Raw genomic sequence first — 17,069 nt, forward strand, 5'->3', positions numbered from 1 at the left:
CACACCGTCATAATTTCTCCCGTTTGACCGCGATTATGCATGCAATGTCATCGGCCCAACCGTTTGTGGCGAGGGCTGCATACTTTTGTAGAGGGGAGGAATGCGTGATGAAGAAAAAGTGGGTAGGGGTCGTCAGGCAGGTAGAGCAGGCGTTCTGGACCATTGTTTTTTCGGCGCGGCGGCGTGTGGGGGAACGGGGAAAAATTTTACCCAGGCGGTTCAATTCAAAAGCGAAAATTCGCCGCTTTTTGACCAGGTTCATGACGCCCTGCCTCGCGAGTCGTGTCATCGGCAACCTCGATCTGAGACGGGTCAACGGGAGGCTGGCTGTTCCGGTAGGAGACGGAATCGGTGCGCCGCCAATCGTCAAGGCGCAAATCCTGAAAAAAAGCGGGAAATGCGTGACGCTCGCTGTCTGGTTTCAATTTGACCGGAGCGATCGCTTTTTTAACGTCTACCAGTTAAAAAAGCTGCCGGATGGACGCTGGATCGTGGCGGGACGGCATCCGTTGGACTATCCGTTCAGTCGGCCTGGACACCTCTTTCGGACCGTGCCCGGCTGTTGCTCGCCCTGTGTGCGGGGCTGCAAGCGGGTGAGCAGGAGAGTCCGGCGCAGGTGAACGTGGGAGCAGGAAAAGAAATTTTGGGAGAGAACTGGTAACATTTTGCGCCTGACTTCGTTTGAATGAAAGGGAGGTGGGGGATGAAGGCACAAGTATGGAGCGAATGGTTCGCCGAATATCAGCAGCCGTTGTACCGCTATTTGTACCGGATGTGCGGTTCGCGCGAAGTGGCCGAGGAGCTGTTGCAGGAGACGTTTTACCGTGCCATGCTCTCCCTCTCGATTCGTGATGCCCGGCAGGCGCGGGCGTGGCTTTACAAAGTGGCGCGGCATTTGTACATCGACTGGCTGCGCAAAAAAACGTCGGAAAAAAGTATGCTGGAAAACATCCGCCGTCTGTTCAGCCCGTCCTCGCGCAGGTATGAACCGGAAACGATTTATCGCCAAAAAGAGGACAAGGAGCGGGCGGAGTGGATTTTGCAGCAACTGCCGGAGCGGATGCGAACGATCCTCTACTTGCGCGAGGTCGAGGAATTTTCCTATCTGGAGCTGGCGGAGACGCTGTCCTTGAGCATCGAACAGGTAAAAGTCACATTGCACCGGGCACGGAAAAAGTTTCGCGAGTGGGAGAAGCGAACGGAAGGAGGAATGGACGATGGAAGATGACAAGTTGCTGGACAGGCTTGACGTGTCCGAGAGTGTCTTGGACGAAAAAAAGGCACGGCGCCTGATCTGGCGGTCGCGGTTTGCTCTGTGGAGAAATATCGCACAAACTTTGCTTGCGATCTGGTTTTTTTACACGCTCTACATGATCGCTATTCAAATCGGCTATGCGAAGCTGAACAAAGAGGACGACCTGGTTCGCTACGCTTCGACCTTGATCGAAACGCATTACGCGGGCTTGAAGGTGGACAAGTTAGGGCATACTCCGGTGTCGCTGTCTCCCTGGCTGACCCAAGAGACGACACTGACGCTGTACAAGCAGCTTGGCAAGTGGGAGGAAATTGTCGGCACGGTAACGGTCAAAAAACCGCTTTGGGGCAAGCTGGAGTACGAAATTCACTACCAGCAAAAGCAGCTCGATGAGCGGAACGGGACTTTTCGCTTTGCCTTGCCTTTGTCGCTGCTCGGCCAAAAGCCGCTTGACGAGCGCAGGGAGCAGGACGAGCTGTGGGAGCAGCTTGCCCATATGGAGGACGGCTACGTAGCGGAGATGGCTTTTTCTACGCTTCAGCCGTATGAGCCGATGCAACTCTACAAACTGTTGGAAAAATACGATCTGTACCTGCTGCAGATGGCGGTGTACGGAGGCGAGCTGAAAACGTTCAAGCCGACGCTGACGCGCAGTGAAAGCACGGTTTACGTCCCGAACCTGGTGCTGAGGCCGGCAGTTCACTATAGCGAAGGCGGAAGCATGAGCTTGGAAAAGGCGATGAGTTTGCCCGAATCGGTAGAGGATGCCAAAAACCAGCTCATCCCTGATTTGGAGTGGATGCAGTCTTACGCGCCTGATGTTTTTGACGCCTATGATGAAAAACGGCTCACCTATTTGCGCGAAAAAGGAATCGTCGTCTATGGCGCCGTAGTCACAGGCCCGGTTCGCGAGCTGGAGAAATTGCGTGCCGAGACTGGGCTTCACGAGTTTCAACTGGGCAGAATCGCAGTGTGGAACTGGTAGCTGATTTTTTGCTAATCCGGTCTTGATTTTGAAGCGACTTGTCTGTATAATATTTAAGTATTGCGGCACCTTGCAGATTTTGTCGAACAAAGTGAAGCAACAGTGTGTGAGCAAATCGGGAAGTAGCTCAGCTTGGTAGAGTACTTGGCTTGGGACCAAGGGGTCGCAGGTTCGAATCCTGTCTTCCCGACCATTTGCACACAAACGGGCCGGTATGGCGGAATTGGCAGACGCGCGCGACTCAAAATCGTGAGGGAAACCGTGGGGGTTCAAGTCCCTCTACCGGCACCAGCAATCCATACATATGGTTTTTGTTTCAAGGTGGGAAACAGCGAGTAAATCCTGTTTCTCACTTTTTTCATTTTCGGGTGCGTCTTGGAGATGCAATTTACTGAAAGTGGAAAAAGGAAAAGTCAACCATGAGAGTTGACTTTAGGAACCAACTATCTTCTATTGAAGCGTCATAACGATCAAAGCGATTGTAATCAGCAGAAAGAGGACAAACAAAACTCCAAACACGATTGAGGTGTTTGCAGCCTTATTAAATCGAGCAAGATCATCCCTCCCTTTTTGATTATAGCAATAGCAAAGCTTTCGGACTAAATTTACCGGAATTTTCTTCCATACCTTCTTCAGAAAAGCGTCGACGCGCAAACAAAAACGGCACGCTCACGGCAAAAAACGGCCAGGCGTGCCTTCCTTGTTTTATGAACTTGGCTTTTTGTTTTTCCAGGGCGGGTCGCCCCACTCGTGGATTTTGTTGCTGACCTTGTAAAACAAAAGCGGGATCAAAAAAGCAAGCAGCGCCCCGATAAAAGTGAGAAACGGCGGCAACGTACCGAAATATCTCATCATGGTGCTCACCTTCCTTCATCCAATTCCGAGCGGTTGATGGAACCGATATTTCGCAAGTACACTTTGGCTTTTACCCGGATCTCGCTCTTTTCGTACAGGCGTTGTCCGTCTTCCCAGTCGTGCTGGATCTTCTTCCAGAGCGGGTAATTTTTCTGGCGGATATTGCTGCCCAATTTGATGACATCGACTTTCATTTCCTTGTGTACTTTCTGGAGCGTATCCTGGCACATTCGCTCGATTTCTTTCGCGAACGCTCGCTCCAGTTTTTTCGTTTCTTCCTTGCTGAGAAAATCCATAAGCGAGTAGGCTTCTGCCAAAATGCCCTCGCACTCGATATGGATCGTGAAAACAAAGCGCTGCTTGTCGCGCAAATCTTGTTTGATGGTATGTTTCGTTCCCTGGATGTTCATGACGACCAAATCGTTTTTGACCTTGGCTTTTAGCAGTCCCCCGCTAATATTCCCCGTCAAAAAATTCAAGCCCTCGGTTTCTTCTTCGCCGAGAAAGCCAACTAATTGGTTGTTATTGGAAAAAACGGCGCTGCCCGCCATTTTGATTTCGTTTTTTTCGGCGCGCACCCTTGGAATGACGAAGCCGAAGGGGCTGAGCAGCTCCTCGTGAACGTCACCCACCCTGACCTGGTGAAGCATGCGCGCGTTTCGATCAATGTGTTCGCCAATCTGATTGATGTAGAGCGCAGGCAGCTTTTCCGTTTTCGGCGTGACCTCGATAATGCTTTTGGCGGGGCCTTTGGAGATCAAGACTTTGCTGCCGCGTCTGGAATCGGGATCGCGCAACAGAAAATCCATGGCGTTGGCAAAGCCGTTCTCGGAACGGGCGACATCTTCCGAGATGACGATAATCTTGAGATGCTGGTAAAACGGAGCGCGACTGGTTCGCGTAGCCAACTCGCGGGAAACTTCAAAAAGCGAATCGCCCTCCGAAGTGAGGTTGAGAAACGCCTCGTTTGCCGTGTTTTGTCCATCGCCTGCCTGGCTGCCTGCGATCAGTCCGCCGGGGATGACAAGTTGGTGGGTGACGAGAAAGCGTTCCTTGACCTTCGGTTTTCCCGGCGACTCCTTTGTTGCCCGCTTTTCCGCCTCGTTGGTGCGGGGGACATCGATGGCGACACCAAGGACAAAGCCGCGTTCTTCAATCTGTACCTGATCCCAGCAGCCTGTGACCAGCGCAGACAGGAGAGCGATCAGGCAGGGCAGAACAAATCGTCTATTCATGGCCTTTCACCCCGCGGATTACAGCGATCACCAACAACAGGATGGGACACAGGTAAACGATAATCATCCCGTAGTACGTCACATAGTCGGCAAAAGTAAAGAAGTCAACCAGATTTTGCGGGAGCATGGCGATGAAGTAAATAATCGGCGACAGAAGCAGGATCCAGACCATTTTTTTTACGTTGCGGAACATCGACGTCAAATTGATGATCGCAATATCGAACCACACCATGCACGTATCGAAAATCGTCATGATCCAGATGGCAAAAAAGATGGATTCGACTCGTTCAAAAAATCCGCCGGGAATTTCCACTTCCTTCGCGAGATCAATTGTCGGGTACGTCAAGTTTTTCACAACCTCCGCAGAAAATACGCCGATGACGAAAATGTAGATGGTCAGGTAGAGGACCACCGGGATGAACAGCCCGAGTGCCATCGCCTTTGTTCCCTCTTTCGGCCTTTTCATCAGCATGGTATAGAAAAGGATGATTTCGAACCCGGAGTAAGAAAGCCCCACCGCTTGCGAGCCGTTCAGCAAGGATTGCCAGTCGGACGAGAAAAAGGGGCGGACGTTTTCGAATTCGATCAATTGCGAGGTGAACAGCAAGACGAGAAACAGCACGACAAGGACGACTGGCGAAAACAGCAAATTAAGCCGCAGCATGGAGATGCGCGATCCTGCCATGGCGTATTGGACAACAAAGAGAAAGCTCAGGGTAATCATTTCGACCGGGGTATTGTAAAACAAATACTGCTTGGCAATGTTGCCGATCGCGCGAATCTCAAAAGAGACGAACAGCATCGAGTACACACAGACAAGAAAGGTAAGGACGTAACCGACCGGCTTGCTGGCGATCTGCGAGGTGTACTCAAAAAAAGTTTGCCGGGGGAAGCGGGCGGCGAGCTTGGCGAGCAGCCAGCCGATCAGAAAGGCGACCAGGCCGCTGAGGACGATGGAAATCCAGCCGTCGATTCCGCCGGTCTCTTTGGCGAGTGCGCGCGGGAAGGTCAGGATACCTACACCGATCATGACAGAGGTGATGTTGATGCCCATATGGTTTGTGCTGAGCATTTTATCCGACAAGGTTCGTGCACTCATTTGGAGTCCCCTGTTCTCATTCGAATTTCATCTTCCGCATGTAACATTTCGGGGCGGTCTTTCAGAAAAGTGACAGGCGCGCGCAAAATCAGATCCTTCCAGTCTTTGGACATGTGCGGGGCAAACGGAGCCAGATACGGATGACCGATGCTGGTCAGATTGGACAGGTGTATCAGGATCGCGATCAGGCTTAACACGACGCCGTACACCCCGAAGATCGCGGCGGCAAACATGGCGAAAAACCGGATCATGCGAAAGGCGATCGCCAGGTGGTACGCTGGAATGGCAAACGACGAAATGGCTGTCAACGCTACCACAATAACCATGACCGGGCTGACGAGTCCGGCTGATACAGCGGCGTCGCCGATCACAAGACCGCCGACGATGCCGACTGTCTGGCCGATCGGTTTGGGGAGCCGCAGTCCCGCTTCCTGCAGCAGCTCCATCGTCGTAATCATCATGATCGATTCCACGAAAGCCGGAAAAGGAACGCCGTCCCGTGTGGCAGCGATGGAGAAAGCGAGATCGGACGGAATCAGGCCAGGGTGAAACGTAACCAGGGCGATGTAGAGCGAAGGTGAAAAGACAGCGAAAAAAGCGGCCAAATAGCGCAAAAGACGTGTCAGGGTGCCGACGATCCAACGCTCGTAGTAGTCCTCGGGAGAATGCATGAGCAGACCGAGCGTGACGGGGAGGATCAACACCATCGGGGTACCGTCCAGCAAGATCGCGACACGTCCCTGAAAGAGGGCGGCACTGACCTTGTCCGGACGCTCGGTATTGTTCGACTGGGGAAAAGGCGAGAGAAAATCGTCCTCGATCCACTGCTCGATAAACCCTGACTCTTCGACCTCGTCAACGTCGATGGTGGCGATTCTGCGCTGGACTTCCTTGACCAGATCGGGATCTGCGATATTCTCGATATAGGCGACGAGCAGCTCGGTTTTGCTGCGCTTTCCTACCACCATGCTCTCAAAGCGCAGGTTCGGGTCTTTGACCCTTCTGCGAATGAGCACAGTGTTGTCCCGAAGGTTCTCGGTAAAGCCGTCGCGGGGACCGCGCACCAGCCCTTCGGAGACAGGTTCCTCGATGGCCCGGGACTTCCAGCCTTTGCTGTCAATGAGAATGATCTGGCTTGTGCCGTCGACAATCAGGGCGGTATCGCCGGACAAAATACAGTCGACGGCAGCTGCAAGCGACGTCTCTTTTTTTATTTCGACAACGGACAAGACCTCGTCAAAAAGCAGGCTGAGGATCTCATCCGGTTCAACAGGAACTGTCTTTTCTGCTATGGAGAGCATAAGCTGGATACGGCCCAGCACTTGTGTATGGAGCATAGCCGAATCGACCAGACCATCAATGGCGATGACGGCGCACAGATGGTTGCTGTTGCCGATGAGAAAGCTGCGAATCAACAAATCGTTCGGATTGCCAAGCAAGGTGCGAAACAGCTCCAGGTTTTCCTTAACACTGCTTGACAGTTCCTGGTCAGGTATTTGTGACTGTTGCATGCGTTGCATGAGGGGAGAGGTTTTCTTTTTGTTTCGGTGGGCGAAAAATTTTCGCATCATGGCATTCCCTCCCATTCCAATGGCAAAAAGCATGTTAGTGCGATTTTTTCCAGAACAAAGGGAATTTATGCGGATGAAAGTTCCACGACAAACTTTCACACAAAGAATTGAACAACCCTATGAGGTATGATACATTCGGCATGGTAGAATAGAGAGTTGAGAGAGTAGGAAAGACGGAGAAGGGTGGAATCGTAGTGCTTGACAGTCAAGTTTTGGTTCGGGAAACAGACTTTTCGAAACTCGCGCATACATGGGAAGAGCTGGCGCAAGCAATGGCAGAGCAGGGAGATACAACAACGCCAGCCAAACTGAAGCAACTGGCTGAAAAAACGCGGAGAGCAGAGCTGAACATCGCTTTCTGCGGACACTTTTCCGCAGGGAAATCCACGATGATAAATACGCTTTTGGGGGTCAGCCTGCTACCCTCCAATCCGATTCCGACCAGTGCCAACGTCGTGAAGATTCGCGGGGGCGAAAAAGCCGCTCGCGTCTATACAATGAATGGCGACGTCGTGACGTTTGATCCGGATACAGAGATGGAGAAGCTCAAGCAGTTTGCCGTTGACGGAGATACCGTGGAGTCGGTTGAGGTGACGTATCCGGGGACGCTTCTTGATGAGCATTCCAGCCTGCTCGACACGCCGGGGATCGACTCGACGGACGCCGCGCACAAAATTGCGACGGAATCGGCGCTGCACCTGGCTGATGTCGTCATTTACATGATGGATTACAACCACGTCCAGGCAGAAGAGAACTTCAACTTTACGAAAACGCTGAAGGATCGCGGCAAGCCGGTCTATCTGGTTGTGAACATGATTGACAAGCACATTGACTTTGAGCTTGATTTTGAGAGCTACAAGGAAAGTGTCGAAGAAGCATTTGCGAACTGGAACATTCATCCGGACGGCATTTTTTACACCTCGCTCGCGGAGCCGGACCATCCGGAAAACCAGTACGCGGAGTTTCGGCAAAAGCTGCTTGAACTGATCGCCGGACGCGAACAGCTGGTAGGCAAAAGCGTGCGCAGCGCAGCGGAGCATTTGATCGAGGAGCACGTCCAGTCGCTCAAGCGAAGCCACGCAGGCAAGCGTCAAGAGCTGGAGAGCAAGCTGGACAGCCTGGAGCTGGCAGAACTGGACAGCCGCGATGCCCAAGCGGTATCCGCAGCGCTTGCACAGGCAGAGGCGCAGATGGAAGCGCTGAAAAGCAGCACAGCACAAGCGCGCGCCCAGATGGAAAAAGATTTGGGCTCTTTGCTCGACAATGCCCGGTTGACCTACTACAGCACGAACGAAGCAGCAGCGAGCTATCTGGAGAGCCGCAAGCCCGGCTTCAAGATGGGCTTTTTGTTCGCGGGGAAAAAGACAGAGGAAGAGCGCAAGCGCCGCGAGGAAGCACTGCTGGCCGAGTTCCGCGAAAAAGTGGCGGGCAATCTCGACTTTCATTTCAAGGAACTGATGAGCAAGCAATTGCAAGCGCATGACATCCGTGACGAGGAGTACCACGCGCGCGTGCATGCGACGCAGATCGAGATTACGGGCGAGTTTCTGGCGAAGCACATCAAGGACGGGGCGGCTTCCCGCGAGTATGTGATGAACTACTGTACAGACGTCGCAAACGCGATCAAGCTGGAGTACAGACGCGCGGGCCTCGCGTTCATCGAGGAGGTCGTCGGACGCCTGGCGAGCCGGATGGAACAGGAGAGCGCAGCGCAGCTTGAACGCATCGGCATCCTGCGCGAGATGGCCTCGCTGCATGAACAGCTCGCAAGCCTCACTGCCAGCGAAGAAAACACGAGAGAACGACTGCAGGCAATTATGCGTGAAGGAGAATAGGGATCATGAATCAGCTTCGAGACAAACTTGTCGCGGCGGCAGAGCGTCTGCGCCGCACAAGCCACGAAATCGTTACCGTACCAGGGATGCAAGCACAGGCGCAGGCGATGCTGGAGCGGGCAGATCGCCTGACCGCCAATCGCTTCACAGTCGCTTTGTTCGGCGCATTCAGTGCGGGGAAATCATCTTTTGCCAATGCGTTGATGGGCGATCTCGTCCTGCCTGTGTCGCCTAACCCGACGACAGCGGCGATCAACAAAATCATGCCGCCAAGCGCAGAACACCCGCACGGTACGGTGCGCGTGGTGCTGAAGGAAAGAGACGCAGTCGAGCAGGATGTGCTGCGCTCGCTGGCTGTATTTGGACTGCATGCCTCCAGTCTGGAAGGCGGGCTGTCCGAACTGAACAAAATTGACGTGGCGCAAATTCCGCCGACTGCCAAGCCGCACTACACATTTTTGAAAGCCGTCACAAAAGGTCTTCCCGAGATGGACACTCACCTGGGCGGAGAACTGATCGTGGACATGCAAGCGTTCAAAAGCTTCGTCGCCAAGGAAGAAAAGGCGTGCTTTGCGGAATACATCGAGCTGTTCTACTCGTGCCCGCTCACCGATCAGGGCATCGTGCTGGTCGACACGCCAGGAGCGGATTCCATCAATGCCCGCCATACGGGTGTGGCATTTGAATACATGAAAAATGCGGACGCTGTCCTGTTCGTCACGTACTACAATCACGCGTTTTCCCAGGCTGACCGCGAGTTTTTGCTGCAGATGGGCCGGGTCAAGGACACGTTCGAGATGGACAAGATGTTTTTCATCGTCAATGCGGCTGACCTCGCTGCTTCGGAGGAGGAACTGCAGGGCGTCATCGCGCATGTGGAGAAAAACCTGCTCTCCTGCGGCATTCGCCTGCCGCGCATTTATCCGGTATCGAGCCAGACAGCGCTTTTGGCACGCATGCACGAAAAAGGCAAGCTGGCTGCTTCCGCAGAAAAAGTATACCGCCAACGCACCCAAACGGCAGAGGGCGCTCCGCTCATGCCGGCAGAGGAAGCGTTCAAGCTGTCGGGTATGGCCGCTTTTGAAACAGCGTTTCTCCGCTTCACCATCGACGAACTGACACAGATTGCAGTGAACGCAGCGATGAGCGAAATTCGCCGTGCGCACGACACGCTGACCGAATTCATGCGTATGGCCCAGTCCGGCGAAGACGAGCGCCTTGCCCGCAAGGAAGCGGCAAGCAAGGCCCAGTCGGACGCGTTGGCTGCGGTGGCGGCACTGTCTACCGCTTCATACGAGCGCGACCTGGCCAAAGAGCGCGAGGAGCTGCTCTACTACGTCAAGCAGCGGCTGTTTTTCCGCTTTGGCGAGTTGTTCAACTTCGCCTTTAACCCGGCGGTTCTCAAGGAAGACGGACGCAGCATGAAGCAGGCGCTCCAGGGCTGCCTGACCGATCTTTTGCGCTCGGTCAGCTACGATCTGGCACAGGAGCTGCGCGCTACCACATTGCGCCTGGAAAAGTTCCTGGGCAAGCAGGGAGCGGCGCTCGTCTCGGCGTGGCAAAAAGATGTGCACGCCTACGCAGCAGGCTTGACGCTGGCTCCGTTCCAGCAGCGTCAGGTGGAGACGCTCGCCTTTGCCGAAGAGCTGCCTGTGTCTGCTGAGGCATTCTACCCGGCGCTTGGACTGTTTAAAAACACGAAGGACTTTTTTGAACAGGACGGCAAGACGAAGCTGCGCGAAGAGCTGGAAAAGCGCATGCAGGAGCCGGTGGCGGCATACGTTGCGGCCGGAAGCGAGCAGCTTGGCGAGCAGTTCAGCACGCTGTTCCACGAACTGGTAGAGACAGAGCGGAACCGGGTCGTCGAGCAGATTAACGAATACTTCACAGGGCTGTTTGCTGCACTCGACATGACGGTGGATCTGGAAGAGCTGGGAGCGAAGGTAAGCCGTGTGGCAGCGGAGCTGGAGTAACAGCTGGTGAAGCGATAGAAAAAACGCCCAGGCATTTGCACGAGAGGCAAAGCCTGGGCGTTCATGTTTTTTCCAGCGTTATTCGGTTACTTTTTTGTACTTGTCAAACTGGTCGGCAACTTCCTTGGAAGGTCCGTTTGTCAATTTGCTGACGATCACAATCGCGAGCAAGCTTGCGGCGAAGCCTGGAACCATTTCGTACAGGAAATCTTTCAGCACATCGAAGCTTGTCCAGATGATAACGGTGGCGGCTCCGGCGATCATACCAGCGAGTGCGCCCCATTTGTTCATCTGCTTCCAGTAGAGGGACAGCAGAATCACTGGACCGAACGAAGCACCAAATCCGGCCCATGCGTATCCGACGAGATCGAGGATCGTATCGTTTTTGTTCAACGCCAGCAAAAAGGCGATGACGGCGACGATCAGAACAGAGAGACGGCCAACGGCGACAAGCTCTTTGTCCGTCGCAGAGCGCTTGAGGAACGTTTTGAAAATGTCTTCTGTCAGTGAGCTGGAGGTCACGAGCAGTTGGGAAGAAATCGTACTCATGATCGCAGCCAGAATCGCGGCGAGCAAGAAGCCAGTGATGATCGGATGGAACAGCACCGTGCCGAGCTGGATAAAGATTGTTTCCGGGTCGGCAATCGTCCAGCCTTGTTTTGCGTACAGCGCAATACCGACCAGTCCGGTAAACATGGCGCCTACTACAGAGAAAATCATCCAGCCCATACCAATTGTACGCGCTTTCTTAATTTCCTTTGTGGAAGTAATCGCCATAAAGCGGACGATAATGTGCGGTTGTCCGAAGTAACCGAGCCCCCAGGCAAACAGGGAGATAATGCCCAACACGCTTGTCCCTTTGAAAATATCGAGCAGGGTTGGATCAACCGAGTGAATGGTCGTAAACGATTCGCCTACACCGCCAACAGTCAGGATGGTGACGAGCGGCACCATAATGAGTGCGATAACCATAATCAAACCTTGTACGGCATCCGTCCAGCTTACGGCGAGGAAGCCGCCAAACAGCGTGTACGCAATCGTAACGAGGCCAACTACCCACAAGCCGGTCTGGTAGTCCAGGTTAAACGTGTTTTCAAACAGGACACCTCCGGATACGAGACCGGACGAGACGTAAAACGTGAAGAAAATCATAATGACGAGTGCAGAGACGAGACGCAGCATCCGGGAGACATCACCGAAGCGGTTTTCCAGATAGGCCGGAATCGTAATGGAGTTGTTCGCTACCTCCGTATACGTGCGCAGACGCGGAGCCACATACAGCCAGTTTGCATACGCACCGAGCGTCAAGCCGATCGCGATCCAGGATGCGCTAAGACCTGTGGCATACATCGCACCTGGCAATCCCATCATCAGCCAGCCGCTCATGTCGGACGCGCCTGCACTCAAGGCCGTTACGGTTGGGCCGAGTGACCTGCCGCCGAGCATGTAGTCAGTCAGATTGGAGGTACGTTTGTAGGCATAATAACCGATGAGCAGCATGCCTACCATGTACACAACAATGGATGCAAGCAGCATGTTCATGAAAAGCACCCCTTCTTTTGTTTCATATTCATAAAATTATTAGTGACGTCTTACACAATATCATGCCCCGAAATGAAAATCTATAATAAAACACAGAAAATTTTGTAGAGAAGCAATAAAAAGTTTTTAATTCGTATGAAAAAACCTGCAATTTTACCTATTGCAGGCCTGTTTTCTAGGTATTGTCTGCGCTTTCTTGTAAAATAATTCCTTTTTACTGTACTTGGATCTGTCCGCTGCTGTCGAGTGTCACCTTGAACTCCTTCACCACGGCAGGTTCTGCCCCCGGGTTGTTCAAATCGTGCTTCAGCACTTGAAAAGTACCGTCGCCCATGAGTTTGCCCGTGTATTCTACTCCGAACAGGTCGGACTTGTAAAAGCTGAAGTTGGCCAGCTCGGTCTTTTGCAACTGGTCGACGAGCAACTGGCCGTCACCGCTGAACATGGCGTTGCGCAGAGGCTCGGAGGATTCATATTTTTGCTGGAGATACGTCTTCAATTGCTGGGCAATCTCGGATTCCGCGAGCTGCTTGCCCGCTTCTACCGCCTGTTTGCCTACCTCGATTGCCTGTTTGCCCGTTTCCACAGCCTGTTGTGCTGTCTGTACGCCTTCGGAAATTTCCGAGCAGGCTGTCAAGAGCAGCGCGCAGCCGAGAATCCATGCTTTTTTCATCATCTGTGTTCCACTCCTTTCTTGCACGCTTGAAATATGCTTTATTTATTTTACTGTATATCCACTTTCGGCGCATCCGCATATGATGAGGTAAGCGTAAGAGCTGCACTGATTACAGGGAGGAAGCGCAATGATTCAAGGGAAAGTAAAATGGTTCAGCAAGGAAAAAGGGTATGGATTTATCGAGCGGGATGGAGGCCCTGACGTGTTCGTGCACTATTCGGCGATCACAGGCACAGGGTACCGGAATTTGGAGGAAGGCGAGTACGTTGAGTTTGAGATTGTGAATGGACAGCGGGGATTGCAAGCGGCAAATGTCGCGCGCAAAATCGTCTAGTTTGGCCTGTAAAAAAAAAAAAAGCAGATGACCGATCCAGTCATCTTTTTGATTCCAGACGCCGTCACACCCAAAAGGGCTGGCGGCGTCTTGTTGTTGGCAGAAATCTCTCCCAGAGGGGGTCTCCCCGTATGGAGTGCAAGTCCTACAGGTTGTAGAGATAGACGCACAGGGCGATGGCGAGCATCAACGTAATACAAGCGTATATGAGCAGCAGGTTGCGCGAACGTTGCTTGAAGCTGCGCTGCTTGGCTTCCACAGGCTTCAGGCCGATGAGAAACGTCCCGATGAACGCACAGACAACGAGAATGATGACGGCCACAATAAAGGGAAAAATAGGCATGACAAACCAATCGTCCTTTCTGTATCACACAGTCATCCTGTGAGGCACACACAAGGATGCAGAGGGTTGGCAGGGCAACTGATTCGATCATATACCGTCCTTTGCAAAAAGTGGCCATCCACTTTGCGGTTTTTTTGCTCATCCACTTGCGAAAAATGCTTCGGCAAAACGTTCGACTGCGGCAGGAATTTGGCTGAGGGCAGCTCTTCCGAACGTAAAGCGCACGTGCCCCGGCGTTGCTCCGAACAAATGGCCAGGCACGAAGACGACACCCCGCTTGACGGATTCGGTCAGGAGCTGCTGCTCGCTCCATGTTCCGGCAAAGCGGCACCAGAGATGGATGCCTCCTTGTGCTCCCGCCATGTCCACCTGCTCGCCGAATGTTTCTTGCAGCGAAAAAAATAGCTGGTCGTGCCGGAGGGCAAGCTTCGTGCGCAGCCGATCAACGTGCCGGGCAAACTCGGCGGAAGCCAAGAAGCGGTCGGCCAGCCATTGCGGGAAAATGCTGTGTCCGAAGTCAAACTGCTGCTTCGCGTCTGCCAGCCGCTCGATGACGGTCTGCGGACCGACAATCCAGCCGATGCGCAGGCCGGACGCGACGATTTTGGTCAGCGAGCTGATGTACAGGACAGTACCGTGCTCGTCCAATGATTTGAGCGTAGGGATCGGTTCTTTGGAAAAAGCGGTCAGGCTGTAAGGATCGTCTTCGATAATCGGAATGCCGTTTTCAGCAGAAAAAGCGAGCAGCTGCTTCCGGCGCTCAAGCGACAGGAGCGTCCCGGTCGGATTTTGAAAGTTCGGGTTGAGAAACACCATCTTGATCCGGTGCTTGCGGTGCAAGTCGGCGAGCTTGTCCGGGTCAATCCCATGCCGCTCGACCGGAAGCGAAAAGATGCGCAAGCCAGCCGAGTGAAACAGCGGCAGGGAATGGCAGTACGAAGGCGTTTCAAGCGCTACGGCGTCGCCCGGTTTGAGCAGGCATTGCACGACGAGGTGCAACGCTTGCTGCGCCCCGGAAGTAATCATGATCGAAGTGGCGGGCGCTTTGATGCCGCGCCATTCTTGCATATGGCGGCCGAGCGTTTCGCGCAGTGACCAGTTGCCTTGCGGATGCTCGTAGCCAAGGTGAGCGGGGAAGTCATCCGGGCTTGTCAACTGTCGCAGCGTGTCATGGGGAACGAGATCAGGGGAAAGCTCGCCGCTCGCCAGGTCGATCAGTTCGTTTTCCTGTGTTTCCCTGCGAATTTTCCGGATGAGCGGCAGATTGGGGCGAAACGATCCGGTTTCGGTTAAATGCCGCCAGTTTGGGACACGCGTGCGTGCCAGGCCCCAAATATCCTGGCTGACGAGCGTTCCGCTTCCTTGCTTGCGCTCCACGATCCCGGCAGCCTGCAACTCGTCGTAGGCAGCGACAATCGTCGAACGGTTGACGCCCAGCTCTTTTGCCAGCGAGCGCTCCGAGGGCAGACTGCTGCCAGGTCCGAATTCGCCGCTGCTGATGCGCTGCTCGATCTGCTCGGCAATCCGCTTGTATAAAGGCTTTGGTTTTGTCCCTGTCGTCTTGTCGTCCATGTCCATCCTGCTTTCTGTACGTGCTCATTTTCCGTGACAAAAGTAAATATCATCCAGTCCATTATACCACGCAAATGCTTTCTTTCCTTTTGGACAAGCTTTGTTTAGTATAGAGGACGGAAGGGAGAGATGGGGATGAAACAATACCTGGAGCTGTGCCGACGCATTTTGGCAGAAGGCGTCACGAAGGAAGACCGGACAGGCACAGGAACGATGAGCGTTTTCGGGCATCAGATGCGTTTTGACTTGAGCGAAGGCTTCCCTCTGCTCACGACGAAAAAGCTGCATATGAAATCGATTATCCACGAGCTTTTGTGGTTTTTGTCTGGGGATACAAACATTCGCTACCTGCAGGAAAACGGGGTGCGAATCTGGAACGAGTGGGCCGATGAGAACGGGGATTTGGGCCCGGTGTACGGCAAGCAGTGGCGTTCTTTCACCGGGCGCGACGGCAAGACCGTAGACCAGATCCAATGGGTAGTAGAGGAAATCAAAAAAAATCCGGACTCCCGCCGGCTGGTTGTGAGCGCGTGGAATCCGGCCGACCTGGACGAGATGGCACTGCCGCCCTGCCATTTGCTGTTCCAGTTTTACGTGGCGGACGGCAAGCTGTCGTGCCAGCTGTACCAGCGCAGTGCCGACACGTTTTTGGGCGTACCGTTCAACATTGCTTCCTACGCACTGTTGACCCATATGGTTGCGCATGTCACGGGGCTTAAGGTCGGCGATTTCGTCCACACACTGGGCGATGCGCACCTGTATCTGAATCACATCGAGCAGGTGAAGCTCCAAATTACCCGCGAGCCAAAGCCGTTGCCCAAGCTGAAGCTCAATCCGGCGGTCACGTCCATTTTTGACTTTACGTATGACGACATTGAAATTGTCGATTACGAGGCGCATCCGCACATCAAGGGCGAGGTGTCCGTATGATTAGTCTGATCGTGGCCTACGCGAAAAATCAGGTGATCGGCAAAGAGGGCAACATGCCGTGGAGCCTGCCTGCCGACTTGAAACACGTCAAGGAAGTGACGACGGGCAAAACGATTGTCATGGGCAGAAAGACGTTCGAGTCAATCGGCAAGCCGCTTCCGAACAGGCGAAACGTCGTGCTGACGCGCAGTCGGGACTTTCACCCGGAGGGCGTCGACGTCGTGCATTCAAAAGAAGAAGTGCTCGCGCTGGGCGACGTCATCATTTTTGGCGGTGCCGAGATTTACCGCCAGTTTCTGGATGTCGTGGATCGGCTGTACATTACGGAAATCGATCTGGAGACGGAAGGCGACACGTTTTTCCCGGTATGGGACCGCGACGCGTTTGTGCTGGTGGACAAGCGCGAAGGCGTAGTGGACGAGAAAAATGTGCATCCGCATACGTTTTACGTGTATGAGCGCAAAAAATAGGTGAAGTACGATCCAGAGAAAAATGCTTCCTGTCAGTCGGGAGGCATTTTTTTCTTGCAGTGCCCAGAGCGTACGGGCACTCATACCGCTCTTTGGGAACGGTTTTTTCCACTAGCTAAAGGAGATGGGATACGTTGATAAAAAAGGAGTTCCTTTTTGATGTTTTAAATGTATGTGCCATCGTAGTCTTGATCGTCTGCTTGTTTGCCAAAAGTGCATCACAGTACAGCTTTGCCGGCTGGCAATAAGAAAAAGCGTTTCTACAGTGCAAAATTATTTGCGACTGGGAAACGCATTATTTGCGCGCTAAACCATGCAATCTGTTCCATCTACCTCAAAAAAGGAACCTCTCCGCTGCAAGCGCATTTTTGCTATGATAAAGACAGACAGAAAA

16 protein-coding genes and 2 tRNA genes are annotated in these 17,069 nt (G+C 53.4%); 10 read left to right on the forward strand and 8 right to left on the reverse strand.

From position 1 onward, the window contains the following. Positions 1-107: 107 nt before the first annotated feature. From EDM57_RS19800 to EDM57_RS19820, 5 genes are all read left to right on the forward strand, one after another. Positions 108-620 carry a hypothetical protein gene (locus EDM57_RS19800; protein WP_122906423.1) on the forward strand — a complete coding sequence of 171 codons (513 nt, stop codon included), beginning with the start codon at positions 108-110 and terminating at the stop codon, positions 618-620. Positions 621-703: 83 nt separating this feature from the next. Beyond that, positions 704-1,228, forward strand: coding sequence for an RNA polymerase sigma factor (locus EDM57_RS19805; RefSeq protein WP_122906424.1), 525 nt, complete (start codon positions 704-706; stop codon positions 1,226-1,228). Further along, positions 1,218-2,240 (forward strand): anti sigma factor C-terminal domain-containing protein, encoded by a 1,023-nt coding sequence (locus EDM57_RS19810; RefSeq protein WP_122906425.1) that lies wholly within the window; start codon positions 1,218-1,220, stop codon positions 2,238-2,240. Before EDM57_RS19805 ends, EDM57_RS19810 begins: the two co-directional genes overlap by 11 nt. Before the next feature lie 116 nt (positions 2,241-2,356). After that, positions 2,357-2,433: transfer RNA gene (locus tag EDM57_RS19815), tRNA-Pro, on the forward strand. Positions 2,434-2,448: 15 nt separating this feature from the next. Continuing rightward, a tRNA-Leu gene (locus EDM57_RS19820) sits at positions 2,449-2,531 on the forward strand. A gap of 414 nt (positions 2,532-2,945) precedes the next feature. Here the strand turns inward: EDM57_RS19820 and EDM57_RS23465 are convergent. The 4 genes from EDM57_RS23465 to EDM57_RS19835 are packed head-to-tail and all read right to left on the reverse strand — an operon-like array spanning position 2,946 to position 7,000. After that, entirely contained in the window at positions 2,946-3,095 is a 150-nt protein-coding gene (locus EDM57_RS23465) for a hypothetical protein (RefSeq protein ID WP_170163482.1), read from the reverse strand. A 5-nt stretch (positions 3,096-3,100) separates the two neighbouring features. Beyond that, positions 3,101-4,330 (reverse strand): Ger(x)C family spore germination protein, encoded by a 1,230-nt coding sequence (locus tag EDM57_RS19825; RefSeq protein ID WP_122906426.1) that lies wholly within the window; start codon positions 4,328-4,330, stop codon positions 3,101-3,103. Further along, positions 4,323-5,429: a GerAB/ArcD/ProY family transporter gene (locus EDM57_RS19830; protein WP_122906427.1), complete on the reverse strand. Its 1,107-nt coding sequence runs from the start codon at positions 5,427-5,429 to the stop codon at positions 4,323-4,325. Before EDM57_RS19830 ends, EDM57_RS19825 begins: the two co-directional genes overlap by 8 nt. After that, the gene (locus tag EDM57_RS19835) at positions 5,426-7,000 is read right to left on the reverse strand and encodes a spore germination protein (protein WP_122906428.1); all 1,575 of its coding nucleotides are present in this window, start codon (positions 6,998-7,000) and stop codon (positions 5,426-5,428) included. The genes EDM57_RS19830 and EDM57_RS19835 overlap by 4 nt, the downstream gene beginning before the upstream one ends. Positions 7,001-7,194: 194 nt before the next feature. On the opposite strand from EDM57_RS19835, the gene EDM57_RS19840 reads away from it, so the two are divergent. Further along, the gene (locus EDM57_RS19840; RefSeq protein WP_122906429.1) at positions 7,195-8,835 is read left to right on the forward strand and encodes a dynamin family protein; all 1,641 of its coding nucleotides are present in this window, start codon (positions 7,195-7,197) and stop codon (positions 8,833-8,835) included. A gap of 5 nt (positions 8,836-8,840) precedes the next feature. After that, positions 8,841-10,808 carry a dynamin family protein gene (locus EDM57_RS19845; protein WP_122906430.1) on the forward strand — a complete coding sequence of 656 codons (1,968 nt, stop codon included), beginning with the start codon at positions 8,841-8,843 and terminating at the stop codon, positions 10,806-10,808. Between the two features lie 78 nt (positions 10,809-10,886). On the opposite strand, the gene putP is transcribed toward EDM57_RS19845, so the two are convergent. Further along, positions 10,887-12,350: a sodium/proline symporter PutP gene (gene putP / locus EDM57_RS19850; RefSeq protein ID WP_170163483.1), complete on the reverse strand. Its 1,464-nt coding sequence runs from the start codon at positions 12,348-12,350 to the stop codon at positions 10,887-10,889. 214 nt (positions 12,351-12,564) lie between these two features. Further along, a complete protein-coding gene (locus EDM57_RS19855; protein ID WP_246005859.1) occupies positions 12,565-13,026 on the reverse strand; it encodes a hypothetical protein in 462 nt (153 codons plus the stop codon). A 127-nt stretch (positions 13,027-13,153) separates the two neighbouring features. Between EDM57_RS19855 and EDM57_RS19860 the strand changes: the two genes are divergently transcribed. After that, positions 13,154-13,360, forward strand: a complete 207-nt coding sequence (locus EDM57_RS19860) for a cold-shock protein (protein WP_122906432.1) — start codon at positions 13,154-13,156, stop codon at positions 13,358-13,360. Positions 13,361-13,505: 145 nt separating this feature from the next. Here EDM57_RS19860 and EDM57_RS19865 read toward each other — a convergent pair whose 3' ends face one another. Together EDM57_RS19865 and pdxR are read right to left on the reverse strand one after the other, a co-directional pair. Beyond that, a complete protein-coding gene (locus EDM57_RS19865; protein ID WP_122906433.1) occupies positions 13,506-13,703 on the reverse strand; it encodes a hypothetical protein in 198 nt (65 codons plus the stop codon). Between the two features lie 138 nt (positions 13,704-13,841). Beyond that, the gene (gene pdxR, locus EDM57_RS19870; RefSeq protein ID WP_122906434.1) at positions 13,842-15,275 is read right to left on the reverse strand and encodes a MocR-like pyridoxine biosynthesis transcription factor PdxR; all 1,434 of its coding nucleotides are present in this window, start codon (positions 15,273-15,275) and stop codon (positions 13,842-13,844) included. A 135-nt stretch (positions 15,276-15,410) separates the two neighbouring features. Here pdxR and EDM57_RS19875 point away from each other — a divergent pair, with 135 nt between their 5' ends. Together EDM57_RS19875 and EDM57_RS19880 are read left to right on the forward strand one after the other, a co-directional pair. Continuing rightward, positions 15,411-16,205, forward strand: coding sequence for a thymidylate synthase (locus EDM57_RS19875; protein WP_122906435.1), 795 nt, complete (start codon positions 15,411-15,413; stop codon positions 16,203-16,205). Further along, entirely contained in the window at positions 16,202-16,675 is a 474-nt protein-coding gene (locus EDM57_RS19880) for a dihydrofolate reductase (protein WP_122906436.1), read from the forward strand. Before EDM57_RS19875 ends, EDM57_RS19880 begins: the two co-directional genes overlap by 4 nt. Positions 16,676-17,069: the final 394 nt, after the last annotated feature.

Source organism: Brevibacillus gelatini, assembly GCF_003710935.1.
GTDB lineage: Bacteria > Bacillota > Bacilli > Brevibacillales > Brevibacillaceae > Brevibacillus > Brevibacillus gelatini.

What these genes read in the sequence shown, in the direction of transcription:
- EDM57_RS19800 (WP_122906423.1), top strand. Translation starts at nt 108, where the DNA reads ATGAAGAAAAAGTGGGTAGGGGTCGTCAGGCAGGTAGAGCAGGCGTTC.
- EDM57_RS19805 (WP_122906424.1), top strand. Translation starts at nt 704, where the DNA reads ATGAAGGCACAAGTATGGAGCGAATGGTTCGCCGAATATCAGCAGCCG.
- EDM57_RS19810 (WP_122906425.1), top strand. Translation starts at nt 1,218, where the DNA reads ATGGAAGATGACAAGTTGCTGGACAGGCTTGACGTGTCCGAGAGTGTC.
- EDM57_RS23465 (WP_170163482.1), bottom strand. Translation starts at nt 3,095, where the DNA reads ATGATGAGATATTTCGGTACGTTGCCGCCGTTTCTCACTTTTATCGGG.
- EDM57_RS19825 (WP_122906426.1), bottom strand. Translation starts at nt 4,330, where the DNA reads ATGAATAGACGATTTGTTCTGCCCTGCCTGATCGCTCTCCTGTCTGCG.
- EDM57_RS19830 (WP_122906427.1), bottom strand. Translation starts at nt 5,429, where the DNA reads ATGAGTGCACGAACCTTGTCGGATAAAATGCTCAGCACAAACCATATG.
- EDM57_RS19835 (WP_122906428.1), bottom strand. Translation starts at nt 7,000, where the DNA reads ATGATGCGAAAATTTTTCGCCCACCGAAACAAAAAGAAAACCTCTCCC.
- EDM57_RS19845 (WP_122906430.1), top strand. Translation starts at nt 8,841, where the DNA reads ATGAATCAGCTTCGAGACAAACTTGTCGCGGCGGCAGAGCGTCTGCGC.
- putP (WP_170163483.1), bottom strand. Translation starts at nt 12,350, where the DNA reads ATGAACATGCTGCTTGCATCCATTGTTGTGTACATGGTAGGCATGCTG.
- EDM57_RS19855 (WP_246005859.1), bottom strand. Translation starts at nt 13,026, where the DNA reads ATGATGAAAAAAGCATGGATTCTCGGCTGCGCGCTGCTCTTGACAGCC.
- EDM57_RS19860 (WP_122906432.1), top strand. Translation starts at nt 13,154, where the DNA reads ATGATTCAAGGGAAAGTAAAATGGTTCAGCAAGGAAAAAGGGTATGGA.
- EDM57_RS19865 (WP_122906433.1), bottom strand. Translation starts at nt 13,703, where the DNA reads ATGCCTATTTTTCCCTTTATTGTGGCCGTCATCATTCTCGTTGTCTGT.
- pdxR (WP_122906434.1), bottom strand. Translation starts at nt 15,275, where the DNA reads ATGGACGACAAGACGACAGGGACAAAACCAAAGCCTTTATACAAGCGG.
- EDM57_RS19875 (WP_122906435.1), top strand. Translation starts at nt 15,411, where the DNA reads ATGAAACAATACCTGGAGCTGTGCCGACGCATTTTGGCAGAAGGCGTC.
- EDM57_RS19880 (WP_122906436.1), top strand. Translation starts at nt 16,202, where the DNA reads ATGATTAGTCTGATCGTGGCCTACGCGAAAAATCAGGTGATCGGCAAA.